The sequence below is a fragment of the Erythrobacter sp. S158 genome (assembly GCF_057364915.1).
On record NZ_CP200279.1, the window covers coordinates 240,348 to 260,860 of the forward strand.

The window sequence follows — 20,513 nt, forward strand, 5'->3', positions numbered from 1 at the left end:
AGGGGAGTTCATGTTTGGTCTCCGAGGGCTGTGCGGGCGATTTGTGCGCAGGGGCCATCGTCATAGTCGCCGTCGCGAGTTCTCACCGCGTCTTGCTGAAGGACTCGTTCCAGCGCTTCTGTCAGAGCCTTTATCTTGGCTGCTGCTTCGACCTCACGAGTAGCGATAGGACGAATGGCCACCTGCCAACCTTCAGGGAAGTAGTCCTCGCTGCCCCAAATCTCCTTGGCGAGCATGTGGGTGTTCCATTTGATGATCTCACTCATGGCTTTCTCCCGGTTGGGTGGTAGGGGCGCATCCTTCGGACCGGGCTGTCAGGCTATCGCCCGAAGCCTGCGTTGCGTCTTCGCCTTCGGTTTCCATCCCTTGCGCGGGATGGCTTTCCCCTGTGAGATTTTGGAAGCGCGCACGATTCACTGATCCGATGAGGGCCACGAACGAACGGCTTGACCAAGGAAGCCGATATGCCAAGCCTCGAAGCCATGCGAACGGGTAGTCGTCTACAGCCCAACGCTGCGGGTCGCTCTTAATTATCAAGCGTGTTTCATGCCACGACGCGATTGATAACTGCCTCCGGCCTTTCCCGCCCAGAGTTGAGAGGCGTTTGTGTAAGAGGAGCGCATAGGCTGCGAATAAGGCAAACGCGGCTGCTCCGATTACGACAACTCCGACAACCGCCATTCCGATGTAGGTAAAGATGGTCACGCAACCTCTCCTGCGATAGCGATGTGATGCTTGCACGAAGCCGGAACGGCTGAGACCCGAAGGGGTCGCAGCGCGGCCATCGCCCAAACCATTGATTTACTGCTCATCTAATCCTCCTAGAGAGGCTAGGATGCTGTCGATTGCCGTTACGGGAAATTCGTCAGGCTCGATGCTGCGATCCATGACAACCCATTCGCGGATCAACTTCAACTCCTGCACCAACGCCCTGTCGCTGGTTATCTCTGATTGTTCTGGTGAGAGGGCCGCATCCCAATCTTTCGGGTCAGGGGTCCGCTTTTTGAGCGCTGCCTCGGCTAAGCCTGAAATCGAGCGAAGTGCAGTCGCTAAATCACCCCCGCTTGTCTGAAGGCGAAAGCAGTTGCGACGACAGGCCGCCAAGTTGAGCTCGACTCCCTCCCGCTCTCCCTTTGGCTGTGCGGCGTGAGCGGCTTCGAGGACTTTGCGTGCGTCTGCGTTGGTAAAGCAGTCCTGAGCGCCAAGCTTGTGGTTCATGACCTCGCACGCAGCCTCAACGGCCTCATCAGTCCAGATGCTCATGAGCCTGCCCTCTCTGATGTGAGAGCGTCGACCATCGCTTGTGCTGCTGCTCTGTGCGTCATGACTTCATCTCGTTCAGTCTTGACGCCGAGAAGAGCCTTTATGGCCCGCACAAAATAGCCGCCTGCGTCTTCGCGAATGTCCTGCCCTTTGCGAAGCTCCGCGTTGAACGCGTTTATTTCCGGCCAACCAATTCGTTCTACCGCCCGCTCTAGCGCTTGCCTCTCGTTCTCTTCGCGTAGAGAGGATGTTGATTGGAGGGCCTCTTGGACGCGCTCAATCGGCGCAATTACATAGCCGACGAGGTTAGCGCGGACACCACCGGTGATCTCGGTAAATATTGGCTTGTCGCCTTCTCGTGCCTCAATGTAGCAATGCGCAATGACGCCGTCCGAGCTTCCCCTAAGGACTTTTGTCTTTACATCTAGAGACAAGATGTTGCTGCTGAAGCTTTGTGTAACGTCTGTCATTTTACCCTCACTTGTGGTGCTTCCAGCATCATGGTTAGATCGCCTCATCGACGAGTTCGCGCCGATCATCCTCGACTTCGCCCTCATCGACCTTCACAAAGCGCCACGCCGCCCATTCGCGTGAACCGTCCAGGTTTCGAGGCCCGTTCACCAAATCAAGCGCTTCGCAAATCTCACTGGCAAACAGCTTCTCTCGACAGCCTGCGACTTCGTAGGCTTCGCCTTCGATAGGGTAGGTAAACGCCTTGTCGGCTGCATTGCGCTTGCCGCCCTTGATGCATTTGGCACGGTCGCCGGGGGACCAGTTTGTCACCGCACACCCCCAATCCAGCGCTGCAACCACGAGGGCCGCTGCATGGGTTGGATAGGGCCGTGCCTGGTATGGCCGCCGTTGAAGTGGTGGGACGGCGCCGATCGCTCAAGCTTCGGGTCGGCCATCATGCCTCTCCCTTTGCTATCGGCCAGATGCGCTCGCCAGACATGCTTTCAACGGCCACTGTTCCGGGGTTCAGCGCCACATGTTCGGGCACCTCTTCGTCGGCCGGTTTGAGGCCTGAGAGCTGGATTGGATACCAACCGTCCTCACGGAAAAAGACGACTGTTTCGCCGGTTGGCTTGTCGGTCACTTCATCTCTCCTAAAATCGCAATGGCATAGGCAATGTAGATGCCGCCAAGAGTGCAGAGTATTGTTCCTATTGCTTCACGGGTGGGGTGGGTCATTTCTTGAGCCTCGCGACTGAAAGCCCGGTCTTGGTCCGTGTGACGTAGTAGGTGCCACCGCTCGCCATTTCGTAGGCGCACTGCCGGTAGTCCTTTTCGAGCAGGTCGAAGGCACACTTGAGCGCGTTATTCGCTTGGTGGCGCGTGTCGATGTTGCGAAGAATAAGGCGCATCAAATCACCCCCGCCCTATCAAGGCCCATAATGACAGCCACAGCGAAGATGAGGCCTCCAGAGGCAAGCCAGAAGTTGCGTTCGTTCATGACGAGCGCTCCCGTTCTGCGAGCATGTCCTGGATGTAATCGTGCCCCATATGGCGAGACTTCATCAGGAAGACCCAGCCTCGGATCGGCCTGCGGACTTCTGGGTCGGTGAAGTACCATCCCCGCCGAATGGAGCGCTTGATCGTTATTGAGTACCCATCCGACCGACGCAGACGATACTCATCGGAAGCAATGCGCTCCCTTCGGACGGTCAGGACGGGATTTTCAGGCTTACTCATGACAGCGCCTCCCGAAGCATGGCCAGTTCTTCTGTAGAAAGCCCGTGAGCGGTGATAAGCCGTGCAGCCACCAGAAAGTCGGCCACGAAGCTATCGCCGCTCTCACGTGCTGCATGGGCTTCGCGGATCAAGTCGCGCAGGGTCGGTTCGCGAGGCGGGCACTTCTCGGCGAAGTCGTTCTCGATCAAGCAGTTCGTTACGCGCGCGGATTGTGAGAAGCCGCCGTTCATTGTGCGCCCTCCTTGCCGATCAGTTCCTTGCGGATGTATGCGGCTATTTCGGAGAAAGACTTGCCGCCATCGTTCAGCGCGGTCATCTGCCCCTGAGTGTCGTGCGACAGATAAATCTGCGTATCCTCGCTGGTTAGCAGATACTCTGCACCATAGTCGCTGCGCCGGAACGCACCATCTTTGGTTAGGTCGCCTCGCATTTGGGCGAGAACGCCAAGGCAACAAAACTTGCCGTCTTTGGAAAGCCTACCGTTACCCTGCTCATACTCACCACTCTCAAGAGCCTTGGCCCATTCCTCGAGTTGTTCGTCGGTTAGGGGGTCGATTACCTTGCTCATGCTGCGCCCTCCTTGCCGAGTTCAATGCCGCGCTTGAGGGCCGCATAGATGGCAATAAGCGCAGAAGTGTCTCCAACATCATCAATTGACGTTGCACTCCTCCACGTCTCCCACCCCTCCTTTTCGGCAATCTCCCTCGCTTCGACAAGCAAGGGATCAACAGGAGGGTCTTCGTGTTCCATCACGTAGCGAGCGACGGACTCGGCGCCTTCGTGGTCTCGCGTCCACCTAAGTTTACGTTCTTCCGACCAGGCCTTGTCATCGGGATAAATCAGGTCGTGAGCTTTGATAAACGCCCAATCAGGAATAGCCTCGCTCATGCCGCCACCTGTGCAGCAAGCCACTGGCGAGCCTCTTCCATGTAGTGATTGCGGTTTGCTTCGAAGTAGTCGGAAACATCTTCGCGATAGCCGTAATCTTCGTCGAAGCTTTCGCGAGCATAGCCAGCAGGCCCGTCGCCAATGTCAGGGCGGCGATGGGTGAGGTCTGTATGCTCTTCGTCGGCAATTTCGCGAGCTCGTTCTTCGAGGAAGTCAGTGACCGTCTCGTCGCGCTCAACAACAGCAGGGTAGTTCATGTTGCCCTCTCAGATCAATCGAGCAGCAGGTGCTGCCCCTTCGTCTGAGAGGAATGTGCCTATAATGCACATCAAAGTCAACAACAAATGTGCATTCGGCGCACATTTATTCAGTGGGGAGGTCGAACTCCTTAGAACAAACCCGCCGCAAAACAGACCCGATCACGCTGGCGGGAACGGCATACATGGTGCGGCTTTCTTCCGCGTCCCAATCGAACTTTTGCGACGCGTTGCCTTCAGCGTCATACGAGAGCTCCGACAGCATCTTGTAGCCGGTCGTGGTGCAGTCGATCTGATAAAGCGTGTGCGTCTCACGCCACTTGACAGATGTGTCGGCGGAATGATCGGCCAGCACCCACGCTATGCGCTTTTCAGGTGGGCCCTGAACGTCTTTTGCGTTGATGCGCCAGATCGTACCGCTGTCGAGCGTCGTGATGTCAATCAGCCCCACTGGTCGTTTAGGTTGCATCGCCTCAGCTGCAACCGCACTATAATCAGGGACGACGGGCTGTCTCTCGGGGGCCGCGACTATCGCATATCCAATCCCGATTACGGCAATGGCGCCTGCGACCCAAGGCCATCCCGACCTTGTTTGGGCATTGCTCATGCTGCGGCTGAAGAGTCGTCTTCGTCGCGTGAGACAATGGTGCGAGCAACCGAGACAATCTTACGCTTGTCACCTTCATTGGCATTGTCCCACACCGACCATATGTCGATCGGCTCAGACGGATCGCGAACGATAAGGTCGGCAGGCTCGCACATATACAAGTCGGCCAGCGCCTCTAACAGCTCCTGGTTGTACGGATGAAGGCCGCGCTCGATCTTCGACAGATAGCCGTGCGTCATGTGCAGATGCTCTGCCACCTGAACTAACGTCTTTCCCCGAAATTTGCGCCATTCGCGCAAGAAGTGTCGCTGATTCTTCGCCATGTGCACATTGTGGCGCGCGACGGGAAAAATCCCGATAGTCTCACGCGAACAATGGGCGTTGACATTAATGTTCGTATGATGCACATTCTGCTGCATGACGCTCACAGATTACCTTAGCACAACCAAACAGACCGACCAGCAATTTGCTGAGAAAATCGGCGTTGATCGTTCTACTGTTACGCGCATCCGATCCGGGCAGTTCCCGTCTCGTGCAACGCTGCTTCGCATAGTCGAGGTGACGCAAGGTAAAGTCACAGCCAACGACCTTGTGGCGCGCGAGCAGGCCTAATGCTCGTCGTTGCTCGCATCTTGAAAGCTTGTCGCCGCGTTGGCGTCATACTGCGCTTTCCACTCAAGCATTTTTGCCGCCTCAAGGTGGCTTGCCAGAAAGTGCTCCCACGAAATTTGGGCCGGTATTTCCACACCCCCCGACATGACGGTGACAAACACACCACCAGCGTAAGGCTCGTACTTAAGCGGTTGATCTGCCGTAATTCTAAAGCCGCCCATTCATTTCCCTCCTCTGTCCGCTTCTGTGTGAGCGGTTCTGAGAGTTCTAGGCGCAAATCATTAATTGGCGATTGGTCGCAAGCGACACAGGCACAGTTTGTCCCGCAGGCCGCAGCATGAGCCGCGCAGTGATCTTCGACTTTCTCTATAGTCAGCGTCTCGCTGACCACATTCGCCGTGACAGGACGACTTCCCCCGTCAGCACATCGAAGGAGGGCTTGGCCTGTTCCAATGTCAAGCCCTCCACCTTTTCTGATCCCGGCGCCCCCAACACGCGCGCTGGAAATGGAGGCAGCGCTTCTCCTCTCACTCAATCCAGGCGTCGCCTCCAAACCATCACCGTCCCTGCGAGACTTAAACAGCCGACGCTCGTCTGCGGCTGCGAAGGCCAGCCACCCGCGGGAACAAGCGGCGCGCAGGACGACGGACAGGTCATCACGCTGCGAATGGCTGGCAAGGACGAGAGCTTTTTTCATGACCACGGAGATACACGTGCATAAAACGCAAGTCCGCCCGAAACCGCGCAAGCTGACGGACAGCGATGTCCGTCATCTGCTTGCTGATGGTTTGCTGCGTGTCTGCCACACCGAGGGCCCGTCTCGCGTTGCTGTCGAGGCTGGCTGCGATGAAAAAACCATCCGCCGGGCTCGCGACGAAGACAGCACGCTCGGGCTGGCCTGCACGTTCAACCTGCTCGACATCGATGAGCATGTGCTTGACGCCTTGCTTGCCGCCAAAGGCAAAATGCTTGTGCCTCTGCATGGCTCGAATGCCGACATCATCCCGATCGCGGGCGCCGCTATTCACCGCATCGGTCAGAACCGTTCCGAGACGTCCGAAGGCGGTGCGCACGAAACCGACAACGAGCTCATCGCAACCGAAGCCGAAAACGACGCGTTGTTGCTCGCGTGTCTCGAGCGCCGTGCGCAGATTTCTGAAGCAAAGCTTCGGAGGGCTGCGGCGTGAGCATCGACCTGGCTCAATCCGTCTTGATGCACCTGCAAATAAGCGGGCAGCGCAACATGGAAGTGTCCGATCGCGACCTTGCGACGCACTTCGATTGCAAGCCACACCAAATCGGAGACGCGCTCGCGTTCCTTCACGATGCGGGCTTAATCCAAACCGAAATCACGGCGCGAACTGTGCTGCTGAAAGGCAGTGCATGATGGGCATTGCTGCAAAAACACTTGAGCGTTTTGCCAATGAACTTGCCGAGCGCGGCGACGTCCATCTTGCCGCTTTGGCTGCTGGGGTTTCGTCACAGCACGGCAAGAACTTGCTCACCCAAATGCGAAAGGATCTTGGGAGGCAGGCTCGATGACCAAACCATTCATCCTCCGCAGAACTCACATGATGAGCCTCGATGTCGATGAGCCGATGCACCGGCTTGAGTGCCCGTGCTGCGGTAAATCGTTTGTTATCGGACGCGTCCAAGGGGCAAGGTGGACAGTGCAGGAAGTAGCGCAACTCTGCGACTTTCGTGCGCGTGGTCTGAGTTACGGACAGATTGCCCTCAAGCTCAAGCGGTCCCGCAACTCTGTCGCGTCGAAGGCGCGATCGGAGGGGGTGTGACGAACCGCCTCCCCTTTCACGTTGACCCTCGCGACGCCAACGGCGCTCAAGACGAGCTCGGCGTCCAAGTCTCGTTTCGCAATAAGATGCGCAATGCCTGCCCTCACATCATGCTCGTCGGCATCCCCAATGCTGGACGCCGCACGGCATGGGAGACGAGCCAGCGCGGCAAGGAAGGCATGGTGAAGGGCTTCCCTGACATGCTTTGTTTCTTCGACGGTCGCTGCGCAGCACTGGAATTCAAGTCGGGCAAAGGCTCGCTTGGTACAGACCAGATCGACACGCTCATTCGCCTGACCCAGCGCCAGATCCCGGTTGGCGTGTTTCGCTCGGCGGACACCGCGCTGAACTGGCTGCGCGAGCAATGGCCAGCTGCCTTCAAGGTGGCGGCATGAAACAGACGCTCCAAGCCAAGCAGGAAGAAAAAGGTCGGCTGCTCAAAGCGTACCGCGCAAAGAAACGCGAGCAATGGCTTGAACTTGTCGAACGCGAACCGCGCCTCATTCCCATGCGCCGAGCAATCAAGCGCTCGCGTCACGCGCCTACGCTTTTGCGCCAAGTATCCGATTCATGGGTGCGCTTTGCATCGCCTGACATTCGCCTCGCCGTGCTGCGGCTGATCGACGACCACGCAAACCGCGAAGCGCGGTTCATGGGGCGCCAAGCGCTGGATGATCCAATCCCGCCTGCGCGCAACCTCTTTATCGCTGCAAGGGAGGTCTTGGCAGTCAGATAACCGAATACGAGAGCGGGCTCCGGGGGAATATACCGAATACCCCGGTCGGCCAGTCCAAACCGCGTTTAGCCCGCTCTCTCAATTTCTGAAAAACGATCAGCGGACAAATCGAAAGGACGACAGATGGACAATCTGACAACTGCAATGCTGGACGAACTATCGCCCGGCGAACTCGACAAACTCCCCCCGGGGGCGCTGAACGATCTGGCGTGGCAACTCGCTGAAGAGCAAACCGTCGTGAAGCGCCGCGACAAAGCGCTCCATGATGCGTTTGAGCGCCGCTATGCCGGTCGGGCTTCCGAAGAGCTTCTCAAGGACAATCGGAGCACCGGCACGGTGCATTTCAGCGATGGCCAGTACGACGTCACCGTCACGCGCCCCAAGCGCGTGAAGTGGGACGATGAAAAGGTGCTGAAAGCGCTGGACCGTGTCGACCCTGACACCGCAAAGCACATCGCCAAGATCAAGGTGTCGATCGACGAGCGCCGCTTCGAGGCGTGCATGCCCGACACAAAAATGATCCTGCGCGACGCGCGCACGGTCGAAACTGGCAAGGCGACTTACGCCTTGTCGGAAAGGAAAGCGGCATGAAAATCATCTCCGCATCCGAACGCCTCGCCCAAAAGGCAGGTATCAAGGGCATCATCGTCGGCAAGGCGGGCATCGGCAAGACCAGCCTGCTCTACACCCTTGATCCTGACACCACACTGTTCGTCAACGCAGAAGCTGGCGAGCTCTCGGTTCAGGATTGGGGCGGTGACATGATGCGCCTGCGCACATGGGCCGAAGCTCGTAACCTCGCCGCCGCCGTCGGTGGTGGCAACCCTGCGTTGCCCGACGATGAGCCATACAGCCAGGCACACGCCGCATCGGTCGATATGGATCTATCGAAGTACGACACGGTCTTTATTGATTCGATTACCGAGGTCTCGCGCATTTGCTTCAAGTGGTCGCAGGGTCAGCCCGATGCGTTCAATCGCAACGGCGATCCAGACACGCGTGGTGCCTATGGCCTTCTTGGCCGGGAAATGGTCGCGTGGCTCAAGCAGTTTCAGCACGCGCCGCGCGTCAACGTGTGGCTTGTCGGACTGCTCAATGACGTCAAGGACGACTTCGGGCGCATCAGTCACGTGATGCAGGTCGAAGGCTCCAAGACCGCGTTGGAAGCGCCAGGCATCACCGATCAGGTAATCACCATGACGCTCATCACGCCTGAAGAAGGCAAACCATATCGCGCCTTCATCACCGGCGCCGACAACGAGCATGGCTATCCTGCGAAGGACCGATCGGGTCGCCTCGACCCCATCGAACAACCTCATCTCGGCAAACTGATGGAAAAGATCAGCGCGCCGCGAGCGGCGGACGATCGCCCGACCGACCAAGACCAAGCGATCGCCGCCTAATCCCTTACGAAACGAAAGGACTGAAAAATGAGCTACGACTTTAACGATGCAGAAAGCAACAGCGTTGACCTGATCCCGAAGAACACGGTGGCGATGGTTGTCATGACCATCCGCCCAGGCAAATCGGGTGACGGTGGCTGGCTTACCGAGAGCCGCAACAGCGACTATTCGTATCTGAACTGCGAATTCACCGTTACTGAAGGCCCGTTTGCCAAGCGCAAATTCTGGGGCAACCTGATGGTCGAGCACCCGCGGCCTGACGAAGAAAAGGTCGCCAAGACGCTTGGCATCACTCGCTCGAAACTGCGCGGCATTCTCGAAAGCGCGCGCGGCATCGATCCCAAAGACGAAAGCGAAGCCGCCAAAGCCAAGCGCATGGTCACGGGATACGGCGATTTCTCTGGTATCGAATTCGCAGCCAAGATCGGCGTCCAGGTCGACGAACAGTACGGCGACAAGAACGAGCTGATCGCGGCTGTCGAGGTCACCTCGAAACAGCATCCCAAGAGCGGCGGAAACGCACCTCAGGCTTCGACCGGCGGCGCACAGGCCTCAGGCGCTGCCCCGGTGTGGGCCAACTGAAACGTGAGCGCGCCTGCGATTATTGCGGCGCTCACTGGCGCGGCGGGTGGGGATATTCCTCACTCGCCGACGGCCTCGACCTGAAGTTCTGCACTGCGTTGTGCATTCGCCGTTGGGAGGCGGGAATGGAATTCTCAAAAGACGAAATAGCCGCGATCGAGCAAATGCTCCCGGCACTTGGAAAAGCCGTTGTTGATCAAGGCATCGGCACGAAATCATTCAACGACCTGTCACGCGACGAGGTGCTGCGGTTCAGCGCTTCGACCGTGCGGGTTTTTCGCGAAAGCTTCATGAAAGTCATCGGGGACGGAGTGCCTTTTTGATGTTTCAGGCAGACCCTTTCAACTTCAATCACGGCGCCACGCGCAAGGCGGGCGTGCCAAGCACCGAACTGCTCGACAAGGCTGCACATGCACTCGCCAGCGAGCCGCGCAAGTATCTCGGCGGATCTCGCCTTGGCGAAGAATGCGCGCGCAAGCTGCAATACGAATACATGGGCGGGCGCATTCAAATGTCTGCCAAGTTGCACAACATCTTTGCGCTCGGGCATTCCGGCGAGGACTCGGTTGCAGCGCTGCTCAAGCAGATATTCGATCTTCGCACTGAAAAACAGGATGGCCGACAGTTCGGTTTCAGCACCGCGCAGGATCGCATCCGCGGCCACATTGACGGTGTGGTCTGCGGCGGGCCTAAAGAGTTTGGTCCGTATCCTTTTCTCTGGGAAGCCAAGGCTGTCGGCGCGAAGTATTTCACAGCGCTTATCAAAAATGGCGTGCGCGCCGAGCGCCCGGTCTATGCGGGCCAGATCGCGACCTATCAGGCCTACATGGACCTGACAGACAATCCTGCGCTGTTCTCGATCCTGAACCGCGACACGGGCGACATTGCTTTCGAACGCGTCCCCTTCGACGCGAAGCTTGCCCAGGAATGCACCGATCGCGGCGTACAAGTCCTGCGCGCCGTCGATGCAGGTGAAACTCTCCCGCGTGCTTATGCCTCCGAAGACTTCTTCAAGTGCAAGTGGTGCGATTTCCGGGAGCAATGCTGGCATGGCTAACGTTCTCGATTTCAACAACGCGCTGCGCGAAAAAGAGCTCGAAGAATGGATGCGCGCGCCCGACCGCCCGGATCGCGACATGGTTTTGGCTGGGCTCATCAAAGACACCGAACAATTTGCCGCGTGGCTTTTCCCGTCTGCCATCGTCACCCCGCGCAACGTGCGCGTCGGCAACATTCACGGCTCGCCCGGCACTTCGCTTGTCATCGAAACCAAAGGCGACAAGCGCGGCCTCTGGAAAGACTTTGCCGACCCGTCACAGAAGGGTGGCAACCTCATTGATCTGTATATCGCGCATCACGGCGTAGCGTTTCCGCAGGCACTCACCGAGCTCGCCGACTGGGTCGGGCACGGTACGCGCCCAGAGATCAATTACAGCCGCGATCAGGCGGTTCGCAAGCTCAAAAAAGTCGAGCGCGATCTCGGACCGCAAAAAGGCGAGTGGCACTACACCGACGCGCATGGCGACATTGTCGCCACAGTCTACCGCTTTGAGCCCGAAAAAGGCCAAAAAGAATTCCTGCCGTGGGACGCGCAGAAGCGCCGCTATGGCAATCCGGACATTCGCCCGCTTTACAACCTTCCCGGCATCCTGCGCAGCGCCTCTGTGGTGGCCGTAGAGGGCGAAAAGGCAGCGCAAGCACTGATCGAACGCAGCATCGAAGCGACGTGTGTCATGGGCGGCTCAAACAGCCCGCTCGATCGCACCGACTTGGAGCCTCTGCGCGGCAAGCGCGTGACCATCTGGCCCGACAACGATGAACCGGGCCGCAAGTTTGCTGCAGCATTGGCCAGCGCGCTTCAGGACGTGGCGCAGGAAATCGCGTTTGTTGATCCACCCGAAAATGCACCTGAAGGCTGGGACGCAGCTGATACCGAGAAGCCGGAAGAACATCTTGGCGAGGCACAAGAGCCAACGCCAGAGCAACTCGCGCCGCTCGCGTTCGAGTGGGCCGATCAAGTCGAACCAGTCGTGGACGGCTTCTGGCTCATCGACGACTGGCTCCCCTCAACAGGCATTGCCGCGATCTATGGCCACCCAGGAAGCGGCAAGAGCTTCCTCGCGCTTCACATGGCCGCACACGTCGCTTCTGGCACGCCTTGGGCCTCACGGCACGTTGAAAAGGGGCTTGTAGTCTATGTCGTCGCCGAAGGCGCCACAGGTTTCAAGAACCGCATGCACGCCATGCGTGAAAACGGTGAAATTCCGGACGGTGCACCACTTGCCTACATCGCGTCACCGATCGACATGCAGGCCGCAAATGGCGACACGCTTGCGCTAATCCAAACCATTCAGGCAGCAATCCAGGCGCGCGGCGAAAAGCCTGCCATGATCGTGCTCGATACGCTCTCAAAGACGTTTGGTGCAGGCAAGGAAAACACCGACGACATGGTCGGCTATGTCAACAACTGCCAGCGCGTTGCATCGGCTTTCGAATGCCTCACATGCGTCATTCACCACCGCCCCAAGGATCAGGAAAGCCGAGATCTTCGCGGCCACTCATCACTGCGCGGCAATGTCGACACCACCATTCTTGTAGAAGCAGGCCAGATCAAGACCGCGACGATCATGAAGCAGAAGGATGGCGAGGACAATGTAGACGTTCATTTCAAGCTTCGTCCGGTCCCAATCGGTGAGGACAAGCGCGGCAAAATCGTGACCACATGCGTCGTCGAATTGACCGATGAGAAGCCTAAAAAGGACGATCTGACAGGCAAAGAACGCGAGGCATTTGTCGTGCTGAACGAGCTTATCGAGCAGCAACAATTCGACCCCGAAACCGGCGAAATCAGCCTTGTCCCGGTCCAAATTCCGTCAGCGCACTGGAAAGACGCTTTGGGACAGGCCGGGACAATAAGCGGGACAAACAAAGACACTTCACGTCGTCAGTTCAATAGGCTTCGCAACTCACTGGAAAGAAAAGGTAAAATTACAATGGAGGGAGCCGACGTGATGCTACCGGGACAAAGCGGGACAAAGCGGGACAAATGAAAATGGCAAGGGTGGGGAGACCGGGACGGACAGGGACAACACCCTTAGGGGTGTCCCGTTTGTCCCGCCCCAGCTCGCGAATGGAGGTTTTTGGCGGTGAGAATTGAGTTGATGGAAATCCCAAGCATCGGGTTTCGGCTAAAGGTTGGTGATCGTCTTTTGCGGTTTCTCGGAACTGTCCCGCATACCAGGCTGGATAGAACCGAAACTCAACTCATGCGGTGGCAGTCGAGTTGCGCCGAATGCGGCAACCAATTCGAGTTTCGATCACCGCTGCGATTCGTCGGCGAGAACAAGCGCTGCGATCTGCACAAGCAGCCCGGCAAGCGAGCGAGAAAGCTTTCGGCGCGGAAGGCTCAGCAGCATGCCTAAACTCACACCCAAGCAAAAACGGCAGCGCACGGCTAAGATGCTGGAGCGCAAGTTCAACGCCGACCCGAACGTCAAGCAAGGCGAGATCGTCATCACCGCAGCCGAGGCGCGGCGCATCAAGCGGGTTCTGGAAAAATGAAATCTGTCGAAGCCGAGCTTAAACATCTCGACCAGGTCAGCCGCACCCGCGCCTTGACCGAAGAGGAAACAGATCGGCTCGAAAAGATCATCAGGCGCAGGCCAACCCGCAGGATCTACATCCGCTGGACGAAGGAACTTGAGAACAAGCTGATGCGCGCTGCGATGCGGCGATCGACGCTCAGACAATTCGCCGAACAGCACGGCATGTCACCGCAGGCTGCGTACATGAAACTCTCAAAACTGAGAGCGAAAAAGGGTAAATCGAAATTGCCCGACAGGAGGTTTAAAGAATAGCTATGGCGCTCACCCCGAAACAACAGCGGTTCGCGGAAGAATACCCAGTCGACCTGAACGCAACGCAGGCCGCAATTCGTGCTGGATACAGCGCAAAGACTGCGGGTCAGCAAGGCGAGCGACTGTTGAAGAATGTTGAAATCGCTGCTGCAGTGCAAACCGCAATGGACGAACGCTCGAAGCGAACCGAGATCACCGCCGACTACGTGCTCGAGACGATCCGCGACACAGTCGAGAAATGCCGTCAGCTTGAGCCCGTCCTTCGCGACGGTGAGCCTGTTGTTCCGTGGAACCCGGCTGCAGTGCTGAAGGGTACCGAGTTGCTAGGCAAGCACCTCAAGATGTTCACCGACAAGGTTGAGCATTCCGGTGGTGTTCAGGTTGTCGCGGTGACCGACGTTGACGAAGACATTTGAGCTAACCGAGCGCCAGCAAGAGGCGCAGCGCATTTTTGCATCGAAGGCCAAGCATATCCTGCTTGTTGGCGGTTCACGATCGGGCAAAACGTTCTTGATTGTCCGCAATCTCGTGCTGCGGGCGTTGAAGGCGCCGAACAGTCGACATGTGATGTTTCGCTTCAGGTTCAACGCGATCAAGTCGTCAGTGGTGCTCGACACGTTTCCGAAGGTCATGCGCCTGTGCTTCCCCGGCGTGCAATACAAGCTCGACAAGACCGATTGGTTTGCCACGTTCGATAATGGTTCGCAGCTTTGGTTTGCAGGCCTCGACGACAAGGAACGCACCGAGAAGATTCTCGGTATGGAGTTCGTGACGATCGCGCTCAACGAGTGCTCACAGATCCCATACGCAAGCCGCAACATGGCGATGACGCGCCTTGCACAGCAGGTTGAGCAGAAGATCGATGGCAGACCAGCATCGCCGCTCAGGCCGCGCATGTACTACGATGAAAACCCCCCGTCGAAGGCTCACTGGACCTATCGCATGTTTGTCCAGAAGATCGATCCTGAGACGAAAGAGGTGCTGAAAAGTCCGGACGACTTCGAGCATTTCTTCATGAACCCACGGGACAACCGCGCAAACATTTCCGAGGATTATCTCGACACACTTGAAGGCATGTCCGCACGCATGCGTCTCAGATTCCTCGATGGGAAATTCGGTGAGGCAATCGCGGGCGCGCTGTTCTCTGACGAAATCATCGAAACGTGGCGACACCGAGGTGATGCTGAATTGCCCGAGATGGTGCGCGTTGTTGTGGCTGTTGATCCATCCGGATCTGATGATGAAGAGAACGCGGACAATGACGAGATTGGCATTGTCGTGGCGGGGCTTGGCATAGACGGCAACGCCTACGTGCTTGAGGATTGCACGGTGAAAGCAGGGCCAGCGACATGGGGCAAGATCGCGACCAGCGCATTCGATCGCCATGCGGCTGACACGACCGTTGGAGAGACGAATTATGGCGGGGCAATGGTTAATCACGTGATCCAGACAGCGCGCGCCAGAACTCCGTTTCAGAAGGTCACAGCAACGCGTGGCAAGCACGTGCGTGCTGAGCCATTCAGCGCGCTTTACGAGCAGGGCAAGGTGCGTCACGTCGGTGACCTGCGTGAACTTGAAGAAGAGCTTACCGCGTTCACGACGCACGGCTATGTCGGCGGGGAAAGCCCAAACCGCGCCGACGCGCTGATATGGGCGCTTGCTGCGCTGTTCCCGGCGCTCACTAATGGCAGGAAACGCGAACCCGTTTCCGCACACATCCCCTCCACTGTAACCGCATTCGGGCGTCGGTAGAAAAGGGTAAATAGCGCGCACCCTGTTGCCGGGCGTAAACCAGCGCAATGCCGATGGATCACGACACCGCGCTCGACGAAAGCACCGAAGAGAAAGACGCGCTTGCCGAGGTATATCAGCGCGCCATGCGTCGATTCGACAATGCGGCTTACGACGCGCAGGAAATGCGGCAGAAGTCGCTTGAGGCTCGCCGGTTCGTGACGATCCCCGGCGCGCAATGGGATGGCGATTGGGGTGAGCAGTTCGAGCACGCCATCAAGGTCGAGTCCGACAAGCTGCGCGACATGCTGCGCAAGATCGAGATCGACTACCGCGAGAACCGCATCGTTCCTGACTTCCGCCCCGACGGACCCGGCGCTGACAAGCAAACCGCCAACACACTCGACGGCATGCACCGCGCCGACAGCTACCGCTTCAAATCACAGCAAGCGCGCGACAACGCCGTTTTCGAAGCGATCGCGGGCGGGTTTGGGGCTTATCGTTTGTCGAACGAATGGGAGGACGAAAGCGATCCGCAGAACGACCACCAGCGTATCAATCCCGCATCGATCATCGTCGACGCCGACCAGTCGGTGTATTTCGATCCGAACTCGCGGCTCTACGACAAGTCTGACGCGCGCTTCGCGTTCATTCGTGTTGCGATCACGCCGGACGCGTTCGAGGAGATGTTCGAAGATGCCTCCATGAGCGAGTTTCCGGAAGGTACATTCTGGAAAATGCGCGACTGGTTCACGGTCGATCAGACAGCGGTTGCGGAATATTACGAGGTCGAGGGTGATAACCGCGAGACGCTGTATGTCTGCACGCATTCATCGAGCGGCGAAGAGAAGCGCGTGTGGGCCAAGGACATGGCCGAAGGCGAGCTCGAACAGATGCGCGGTGATGGGTGGATTTGCACTCGCCAGCGTCGCCAGCGTCGCCGGGTGCACAAGTACATCCTGAGCGGCGCGGAAGTGCTCGAGGACTGCGGTGTCATTGCAGGCGATCAGATCCCGATCGTTCCGGTCTACGGCAAGCGCTACTTCGTCGAGGGCATGGAGCGCTGGGAGGGCTGCGTTCAGCCCAAGATGGACGATCAGCGGCTACACAATTCGATGCTGGGAAAACTGGCTGAAATGAACAGCTTGGCACCGCGCGAGATCCCCATTTTTGCACCGGAACAGATGACCGGCAACCTGCCTGAAATCTGGTCGAGGCTGAACATCGACCGCAAACCCTATGCCCTGGCTGAGCCGCTGCGCAACGCACAAGGTGACATCGTGGCGCAAGGCCCGCTGAGTTACCTTAAGCCGCCTGACATGCCGCCTGCGCTGGCTGCGATCATCACCTACACCGGGCAAAGCTTAAGCGACGCGTCAGCCGACGGTGCCGATGAGGTGCGCGCCAATACCAGCGCAGAGGCGATGGACATTGCGGCAACGCGTGTCGATGCAAAGTCGGGCGCATATCTCGACAACATTGCGCAGTCGGTGCAACGCGAAGGCGAGATTTATCTCGGCATGGCCAAGGAAGTTTATTCCGAGGAAGGCCGCGCCGTTGAAACCATGACCGAAGACGGTGACGATGGTGAGGCCAAACTGGTGTCTCGCTACACCGACCCGGCGACGGGTGAGAGCCGCATCGTCAACGATCTGGCCGGTGCGCGCTACAAGGTGATCGTGAGCGTTACCGAGGCGACCGCAACCCGGCGCGATAAGACCGTGCGCATGCTGATGAACGTGGCGGACGCCGCGGGCCGGATTGGCGACAATGACTTGGCCATGAAAGCCCTGCGCGTCGGACTGATGAACACGGATGGCGAAGGCTCTGACGACTTCATCGCATGGGTGCGCAGTGATCTTGTGTCGCAAGGCGTGATCGAGCCGAACGAAGACGAAAAGGCTGCGATGGAAGAGGCTGCGCAGAACGCAGAGCCCGACCCGACACAGAAGCTTGTCGAGGCTGAAGCAGCGGCGCGTGAGGCTGATGCTGCTAAGACGGCGGCTGAGATCGAAGAGACGCGAGCCGATACCCAGAAGACGCTCGAAGAGGCGATGAAGACCCGGCTTGAGCGCCTGATCATGGCTGGCAATCCCGGCGGCGCACCCAACTGAATTGCGCACCGAAAAGGGTAAATAGCCGTGCCTCAAATCCCTGCATAATCTGGCTCCTGTCGGCATCCGCTGCGCCGTGAAGCAGTGAGGCAGGAGATTGATAATGGCAGAAGAGTCGGAAGACGTACTGGAATTGGAAGACGAGCTCGAAGAGGAACAACTCGAAGAGCAAGACGACGAAGACCAGGGCGATGAAGGCGACGATTCAGAGCTGGATGACAAACTCGACGAAGAGACTGTCATCGATTTCGGCGAAGGATCAGATGGGGCAGCGCCAGCCTCAGAGGGTGAAAGCAGCACGTTTGCTGAACTGCGCAAAAGGAACCGGGAACTTGTTCACGAAAACCGTGAGCTTCGCTCCAAGGCCCCACAACCCAAAGCCATAGAGGTCGGTGAAAAGCCCACACTCGCCGGATGTGAATACGACGAGGAACGGTACGAAGCTGAACTCGATGGCTGGAAGGAGCGCAAGTCGAAGGCCGAGGCTCAAGAAGCCGAAGCAACGCAAGCGAATGAGCGTCAGCAGGCCCAATTTGCGAAGAAGGTTCAGGCCTTCGAAGCGGAAAAGGTTCAGCTTGGCGTAGCGAATTTCGATAAAATCGAGGCGGATGTCGTTTCGTCTCTTCCGACCGAAGTCACGGCTGCAATCATGCACACGGCAAAGCCTGCGGCGCTCATGGTGGCGTTGCAGCGATCGCCGGAGAAGCTTGAAGAACTCTCACAACTCGATCTCCCGCGCGCTCTCATGGAACTCGGAAAACTGGAGGACAAGGTGCAGGTTCGCAAAGGCAAATCACGCAAGGCGCAGCCTGACCGGCCCATCCAAGGCAAGACGACAAAGAGCGCAAGCAAAGAAATCGAACGGCTTGAGAAGGAAGCGGAACGCACCGGCGATCGCACTGCGCTGATCCGGGCTCGCAGGAAGCTTCGCGAACAGGCCTGACTTCAGCTTCACGCATAAAGGCAATTCAACATGGCAAATTCATTTACTAAACAAGAGCTTATCGCATTCGACAACATGGTCGAAGCGTTTGAGGACGCGCTTGTTATCGCCAAGGCGGCAACGCGTTTCGATCCGGCGTCTCGGCAAGAGGCTGTCCGTGCGCGCGATGAGTTTTGGATTCCGCAGCCCATGATCGGGCGGTCGAATGACGGCTCGGATGCGACTGGCAACTTCGGTGACGTCACTGACCTCAACGTTCCTGTCAACATCGGTTACTGGAAGCACAGCGCAAAGGCGTTCAGCGCCACGGATCTGCGCAACCAGTTTTCGCTCGATCAGTGGATGACGTCGGCGAAAGACAAGCTGGCATCGGACGTTAACACGTCGCTCTACGAAACAGTGGCGCTGCAAGGCGGCATCTTCTCGAAGGTCGGTTCTGCGGCTTCGGGCTATGATGACGTGGCTGAACTCGACGCGTTGTATTCTGAGATCGGCGTTCCTGCCGGTGAGCGCATGGCTGTTTACAGCCCGCGTGACATGAACGGTATGGCCGGCAACTTGGCTCAGCGCCAGACCGACAACAATCGCGATCGCGATGCGTACTCGCGCGCACTTGTCGGCACTGACATTGCCGGGTTCGACGTGATCAAGAACGACCAGACGATTCGCAAAACTGCGGCTGCTGGTGGTGCGACTACGGTCAATGGTGCAAACCAGCGCACCGTTCCGCAGGCAACGATCACGACTGCCAGTGGTGAGGTGAACAAGGATAACCGGTACACCGACATTGTCGTGACGTCGGCCAATTACGCGGGTATTGAGATCGGCGACGCATTCACCGTGGCGGGTGTTAATTCGGTGCATCTGATCACCAAGCAGGACACCGGCCAACTCAAGACTTTCCGCGTTGTCGGCAAGCCTGCGGCCAACACCATTCGCGTCTATCCAGCGATCATCGATGCCGCAGAGGGCTCGGATGCAAGCAAGGAATACGCGAACGTCACGGCCACTCCGGCAAACGGTGCGGCCATCACTTGGCTCAATACAACCACCGGTGCGATTAACCCGCATATGAAAGCTGGTTCGCTGCTGATCTTGCCGGGCACCTTTGAGGTCGAAGACGGCGCTGGTGTCAGCCACACGTCGTACACCTCCGAAGTGGGCGGCATCGAGCTTCACTACACCAAGCAGACGAACATCGACACGCTTCTGTCGAAGTGTCGCTTTGATCTTCGTTGGGGCACTGGTTTGCCGCAGCCTGAGATGTGCGGCGCGCAAATGTTCAGCCAGGCCTGATAAATCCGATGGGCGGGCTTTCGGGTCCGCCCATCTACAAAGGAGCAACACATGCAGCCTTTTGATCCAGGCAATAACCAGACGTTTTCTCAAGCCAATACCACGGGCACCGCAGGTGGATTACTCCCTGAAACAGCCAATGTCTGCGCGCTTTATAACACGAGCTCGACTGCGACTGTGTATTTCGTGGCTGTTTCTGGTGACGATGTTCCCGACGCAGTCATTCCATCTGGAAGCAATAAGGGTTCGTTCCCTGTCCCGCCGGGTCAGCTGATCCGCGTAACGGTGCCGCGAGGGCGCAAGGCTTATGCGACAATCGCCAGCGCCGCTGACGGCAACCTCCTCATTACTCCCGGCAAAGGAGACTGACGTGTCCCAATACCCCCAAATGCTCTACCGCCCGTCGCCTGATGGCGAAGTGAAGCTTGGAGACACGCTGTGCGACATCTTGGTTGTTCAGGATGAAGATGAGCATCTTGCGTCGGAAGGGTTCTACACCGCTGACGAGGTGCTTGAGGGCATCGAAGAGCTTGCCGACGAAGAGGGGCAGGATGAGCCTGATGAGGACAAAGGTGACGAAGAAGAAGGCGGCGACAGCGAACAGGGTCTCCCCCCGCTGACCAACAAGTCAAAGGCCGTCCTCCTAGAAATCGCCGCCAATGAAGGCGTTGAGATCGAGGATGGCGCGACCAACTCTCAGATTCGCGACGCAATCACGGCTCATCGCGACGCCGAGTAA

Annotated in this window: 34 protein-coding genes; 20 read left to right on the forward strand and 14 right to left on the reverse strand. The window is 57.9% G+C overall.

The window, feature by feature from the left end; genetic code table 11:
* Nucleotides 1–8: 8 nt before the first annotated feature.
* The 13 genes from AC0V6T_RS01225 to AC0V6T_RS01285 form a co-directional block, all read right to left on the reverse strand.
* Complete coding sequence (locus AC0V6T_RS01225; protein ID WP_486123611.1) at nucleotides 9–266, reverse strand: hypothetical protein; 258 nt, start codon at nucleotides 264–266, stop codon at nucleotides 9–11.
* Between the two features lie 535 nt (nucleotides 267–801).
* Nucleotides 802–1,263, reverse strand: coding sequence for a hypothetical protein (locus AC0V6T_RS01230; RefSeq protein WP_486123613.1), 462 nt, complete (start codon nucleotides 1,261–1,263; stop codon nucleotides 802–804).
* Nucleotides 1,260–1,733: a hypothetical protein gene (locus tag AC0V6T_RS01235; protein WP_486123615.1), complete on the reverse strand. Its 474-nt coding sequence runs from the start codon at nucleotides 1,731–1,733 to the stop codon at nucleotides 1,260–1,262. The genes AC0V6T_RS01230 and AC0V6T_RS01235 overlap by 4 nt, the downstream gene beginning before the upstream one ends.
* A gap of 34 nt (nucleotides 1,734–1,767) precedes the next feature.
* The gene (locus tag AC0V6T_RS01240; RefSeq protein ID WP_486123617.1) at nucleotides 1,768–2,046 is read right to left on the reverse strand and encodes a hypothetical protein; all 279 of its coding nucleotides are present in this window, start codon (nucleotides 2,044–2,046) and stop codon (nucleotides 1,768–1,770) included.
* A gap of 124 nt (nucleotides 2,047–2,170) precedes the next feature.
* Entirely contained in the window at nucleotides 2,171–2,359 is a 189-nt protein-coding gene (locus tag AC0V6T_RS01245) for a hypothetical protein (RefSeq protein WP_486123619.1), read from the reverse strand.
* Nucleotides 2,360–2,450: 91 nt separating this feature from the next.
* Complete coding sequence (locus AC0V6T_RS01250; protein ID WP_486123621.1) at nucleotides 2,451–2,627, reverse strand: hypothetical protein; 177 nt, start codon at nucleotides 2,625–2,627, stop codon at nucleotides 2,451–2,453.
* 85 nt (nucleotides 2,628–2,712) lie between these two features.
* Complete coding sequence (locus AC0V6T_RS01255; RefSeq protein ID WP_486123623.1) at nucleotides 2,713–2,955, reverse strand: hypothetical protein; 243 nt, start codon at nucleotides 2,953–2,955, stop codon at nucleotides 2,713–2,715.
* The gene (locus AC0V6T_RS01260) at nucleotides 2,952–3,185 is read right to left on the reverse strand and encodes a hypothetical protein (protein WP_486123625.1); all 234 of its coding nucleotides are present in this window, start codon (nucleotides 3,183–3,185) and stop codon (nucleotides 2,952–2,954) included. The genes AC0V6T_RS01255 and AC0V6T_RS01260 overlap by 4 nt, the downstream gene beginning before the upstream one ends.
* The gene (locus tag AC0V6T_RS01265; RefSeq protein WP_486123627.1) at nucleotides 3,182–3,523 is read right to left on the reverse strand and encodes a hypothetical protein; all 342 of its coding nucleotides are present in this window, start codon (nucleotides 3,521–3,523) and stop codon (nucleotides 3,182–3,184) included. Before AC0V6T_RS01265 ends, AC0V6T_RS01260 begins: the two co-directional genes overlap by 4 nt.
* A complete protein-coding gene (locus AC0V6T_RS01270) occupies nucleotides 3,520–3,843 on the reverse strand; it encodes a hypothetical protein (protein ID WP_486123629.1) in 324 nt (107 codons plus the stop codon). Before AC0V6T_RS01270 ends, AC0V6T_RS01265 begins: the two co-directional genes overlap by 4 nt.
* Complete coding sequence (locus AC0V6T_RS01275; protein ID WP_486123631.1) at nucleotides 3,840–4,100, reverse strand: hypothetical protein; 261 nt, start codon at nucleotides 4,098–4,100, stop codon at nucleotides 3,840–3,842. The genes AC0V6T_RS01270 and AC0V6T_RS01275 overlap by 4 nt, the downstream gene beginning before the upstream one ends.
* A gap of 106 nt (nucleotides 4,101–4,206) precedes the next feature.
* Nucleotides 4,207–4,551 (reverse strand): surface-adhesin E family protein, encoded by a 345-nt coding sequence (locus AC0V6T_RS01280; protein ID WP_486123633.1) that lies wholly within the window; start codon nucleotides 4,549–4,551, stop codon nucleotides 4,207–4,209.
* Nucleotides 4,552–4,703: 152 nt separating this feature from the next.
* Nucleotides 4,704–5,126, reverse strand: coding sequence for a helix-turn-helix domain-containing protein (locus tag AC0V6T_RS01285; protein ID WP_486128460.1), 423 nt, complete (start codon nucleotides 5,124–5,126; stop codon nucleotides 4,704–4,706).
* Here AC0V6T_RS01285 and AC0V6T_RS01290 point away from each other — a divergent pair.
* Nucleotides 5,125–5,319: a helix-turn-helix domain-containing protein gene (locus tag AC0V6T_RS01290; RefSeq protein WP_486123635.1), complete on the forward strand. Its 195-nt coding sequence runs from the start codon at nucleotides 5,125–5,127 to the stop codon at nucleotides 5,317–5,319. The genes AC0V6T_RS01285 and AC0V6T_RS01290 overlap by 2 nt on opposite strands.
* On the opposite strand, the gene AC0V6T_RS01295 is transcribed toward AC0V6T_RS01290, so the two are convergent.
* Nucleotides 5,316–5,540 carry a hypothetical protein gene (locus AC0V6T_RS01295; RefSeq protein ID WP_486123637.1) on the reverse strand — a complete coding sequence of 75 codons (225 nt, stop codon included), beginning with the start codon at nucleotides 5,538–5,540 and terminating at the stop codon, nucleotides 5,316–5,318. The genes AC0V6T_RS01290 and AC0V6T_RS01295 overlap by 4 nt on opposite strands.
* A gap of 474 nt (nucleotides 5,541–6,014) precedes the next feature.
* On the opposite strand from AC0V6T_RS01295, the gene AC0V6T_RS01300 reads away from it, so the two are divergent.
* The 19 genes from AC0V6T_RS01300 to AC0V6T_RS01390 all read left to right on the forward strand — a co-directional run bounded on the left by AC0V6T_RS01300 (nucleotide 6,015) and on the right by AC0V6T_RS01390 (nucleotide 20,513).
* Nucleotides 6,015–6,506, forward strand: coding sequence for a hypothetical protein (locus tag AC0V6T_RS01300; protein WP_486123639.1), 492 nt, complete (start codon nucleotides 6,015–6,017; stop codon nucleotides 6,504–6,506).
* On the forward strand, nucleotides 6,503–6,706 hold the full coding sequence (locus AC0V6T_RS01305) for a hypothetical protein (protein WP_486123641.1): 204 nt from the start codon (nucleotides 6,503–6,505) through the stop codon (nucleotides 6,704–6,706). The genes AC0V6T_RS01300 and AC0V6T_RS01305 overlap by 4 nt, the downstream gene beginning before the upstream one ends.
* A gap of 402 nt (nucleotides 6,707–7,108) precedes the next feature.
* Entirely contained in the window at nucleotides 7,109–7,507 is a 399-nt protein-coding gene (locus AC0V6T_RS01310) for a VRR-NUC domain-containing protein (RefSeq protein ID WP_486123643.1), read from the forward strand.
* The gene (locus AC0V6T_RS01315; RefSeq protein WP_486123645.1) at nucleotides 7,504–7,848 is read left to right on the forward strand and encodes a hypothetical protein; all 345 of its coding nucleotides are present in this window, start codon (nucleotides 7,504–7,506) and stop codon (nucleotides 7,846–7,848) included. Before AC0V6T_RS01310 ends, AC0V6T_RS01315 begins: the two co-directional genes overlap by 4 nt.
* A gap of 123 nt (nucleotides 7,849–7,971) precedes the next feature.
* Complete coding sequence (locus tag AC0V6T_RS01320) at nucleotides 7,972–8,439, forward strand: hypothetical protein (protein ID WP_486123647.1); 468 nt, start codon at nucleotides 7,972–7,974, stop codon at nucleotides 8,437–8,439.
* A complete protein-coding gene (locus tag AC0V6T_RS01325; RefSeq protein WP_486123649.1) occupies nucleotides 8,436–9,251 on the forward strand; it encodes an ATP-binding protein in 816 nt (271 codons plus the stop codon). The genes AC0V6T_RS01320 and AC0V6T_RS01325 overlap by 4 nt, the downstream gene beginning before the upstream one ends.
* A gap of 27 nt (nucleotides 9,252–9,278) precedes the next feature.
* Nucleotides 9,279–9,833: a hypothetical protein gene (locus AC0V6T_RS01330; RefSeq protein ID WP_486123651.1), complete on the forward strand. Its 555-nt coding sequence runs from the start codon at nucleotides 9,279–9,281 to the stop codon at nucleotides 9,831–9,833.
* On the forward strand, nucleotides 9,821–10,156 hold the full coding sequence (locus tag AC0V6T_RS01335) for a hypothetical protein (RefSeq protein ID WP_486123653.1): 336 nt from the start codon (nucleotides 9,821–9,823) through the stop codon (nucleotides 10,154–10,156). The genes AC0V6T_RS01330 and AC0V6T_RS01335 overlap by 13 nt, the downstream gene beginning before the upstream one ends.
* Complete coding sequence (locus tag AC0V6T_RS01340; RefSeq protein ID WP_486123654.1) at nucleotides 10,156–10,890, forward strand: hypothetical protein; 735 nt, start codon at nucleotides 10,156–10,158, stop codon at nucleotides 10,888–10,890. Before AC0V6T_RS01335 ends, AC0V6T_RS01340 begins: the two co-directional genes overlap by 1 nt.
* On the forward strand, nucleotides 10,883–12,883 hold the full coding sequence (locus AC0V6T_RS01345; RefSeq protein WP_486123655.1) for an AAA family ATPase: 2,001 nt from the start codon (nucleotides 10,883–10,885) through the stop codon (nucleotides 12,881–12,883). Before AC0V6T_RS01340 ends, AC0V6T_RS01345 begins: the two co-directional genes overlap by 8 nt.
* A gap of 364 nt (nucleotides 12,884–13,247) precedes the next feature.
* Nucleotides 13,248–13,394: a hypothetical protein gene (locus tag AC0V6T_RS01350; RefSeq protein WP_486123657.1), complete on the forward strand. Its 147-nt coding sequence runs from the start codon at nucleotides 13,248–13,250 to the stop codon at nucleotides 13,392–13,394.
* Entirely contained in the window at nucleotides 13,391–13,690 is a 300-nt protein-coding gene (locus AC0V6T_RS01355) for a hypothetical protein (RefSeq protein ID WP_486123659.1), read from the forward strand. Before AC0V6T_RS01350 ends, AC0V6T_RS01355 begins: the two co-directional genes overlap by 4 nt.
* 2 nt (nucleotides 13,691–13,692) lie before the next feature.
* Nucleotides 13,693–14,106, forward strand: coding sequence for a terminase small subunit (locus tag AC0V6T_RS01360; protein WP_486123661.1), 414 nt, complete (start codon nucleotides 13,693–13,695; stop codon nucleotides 14,104–14,106).
* Nucleotides 14,090–15,442 (forward strand): phage terminase large subunit, encoded by a 1,353-nt coding sequence (locus AC0V6T_RS01365; protein WP_486123663.1) that lies wholly within the window; start codon nucleotides 14,090–14,092, stop codon nucleotides 15,440–15,442. The genes AC0V6T_RS01360 and AC0V6T_RS01365 overlap by 17 nt, the downstream gene beginning before the upstream one ends.
* A gap of 53 nt (nucleotides 15,443–15,495) precedes the next feature.
* Nucleotides 15,496–17,535 carry a portal protein gene (locus AC0V6T_RS01370; protein WP_486123665.1) on the forward strand — a complete coding sequence of 680 codons (2,040 nt, stop codon included), beginning with the start codon at nucleotides 15,496–15,498 and terminating at the stop codon, nucleotides 17,533–17,535.
* Between the two features lie 103 nt (nucleotides 17,536–17,638).
* Nucleotides 17,639–18,478, forward strand: a complete 840-nt coding sequence (locus AC0V6T_RS01375; protein WP_486123666.1) for a hypothetical protein — start codon at nucleotides 17,639–17,641, stop codon at nucleotides 18,476–18,478.
* Between the two features lie 30 nt (nucleotides 18,479–18,508).
* Nucleotides 18,509–19,774, forward strand: a complete 1,266-nt coding sequence (locus AC0V6T_RS01380; protein ID WP_486123668.1) for a P22 phage major capsid protein family protein — start codon at nucleotides 18,509–18,511, stop codon at nucleotides 19,772–19,774.
* 51 nt (nucleotides 19,775–19,825) lie between these two features.
* Complete coding sequence (locus AC0V6T_RS01385; RefSeq protein WP_486123670.1) at nucleotides 19,826–20,143, forward strand: hypothetical protein; 318 nt, start codon at nucleotides 19,826–19,828, stop codon at nucleotides 20,141–20,143.
* 1 nt (nucleotide 20,144) lies between these two features.
* On the forward strand, nucleotides 20,145–20,513 hold the full coding sequence (locus AC0V6T_RS01390) for a hypothetical protein (protein WP_486123672.1): 369 nt from the start codon (nucleotides 20,145–20,147) through the stop codon (nucleotides 20,511–20,513).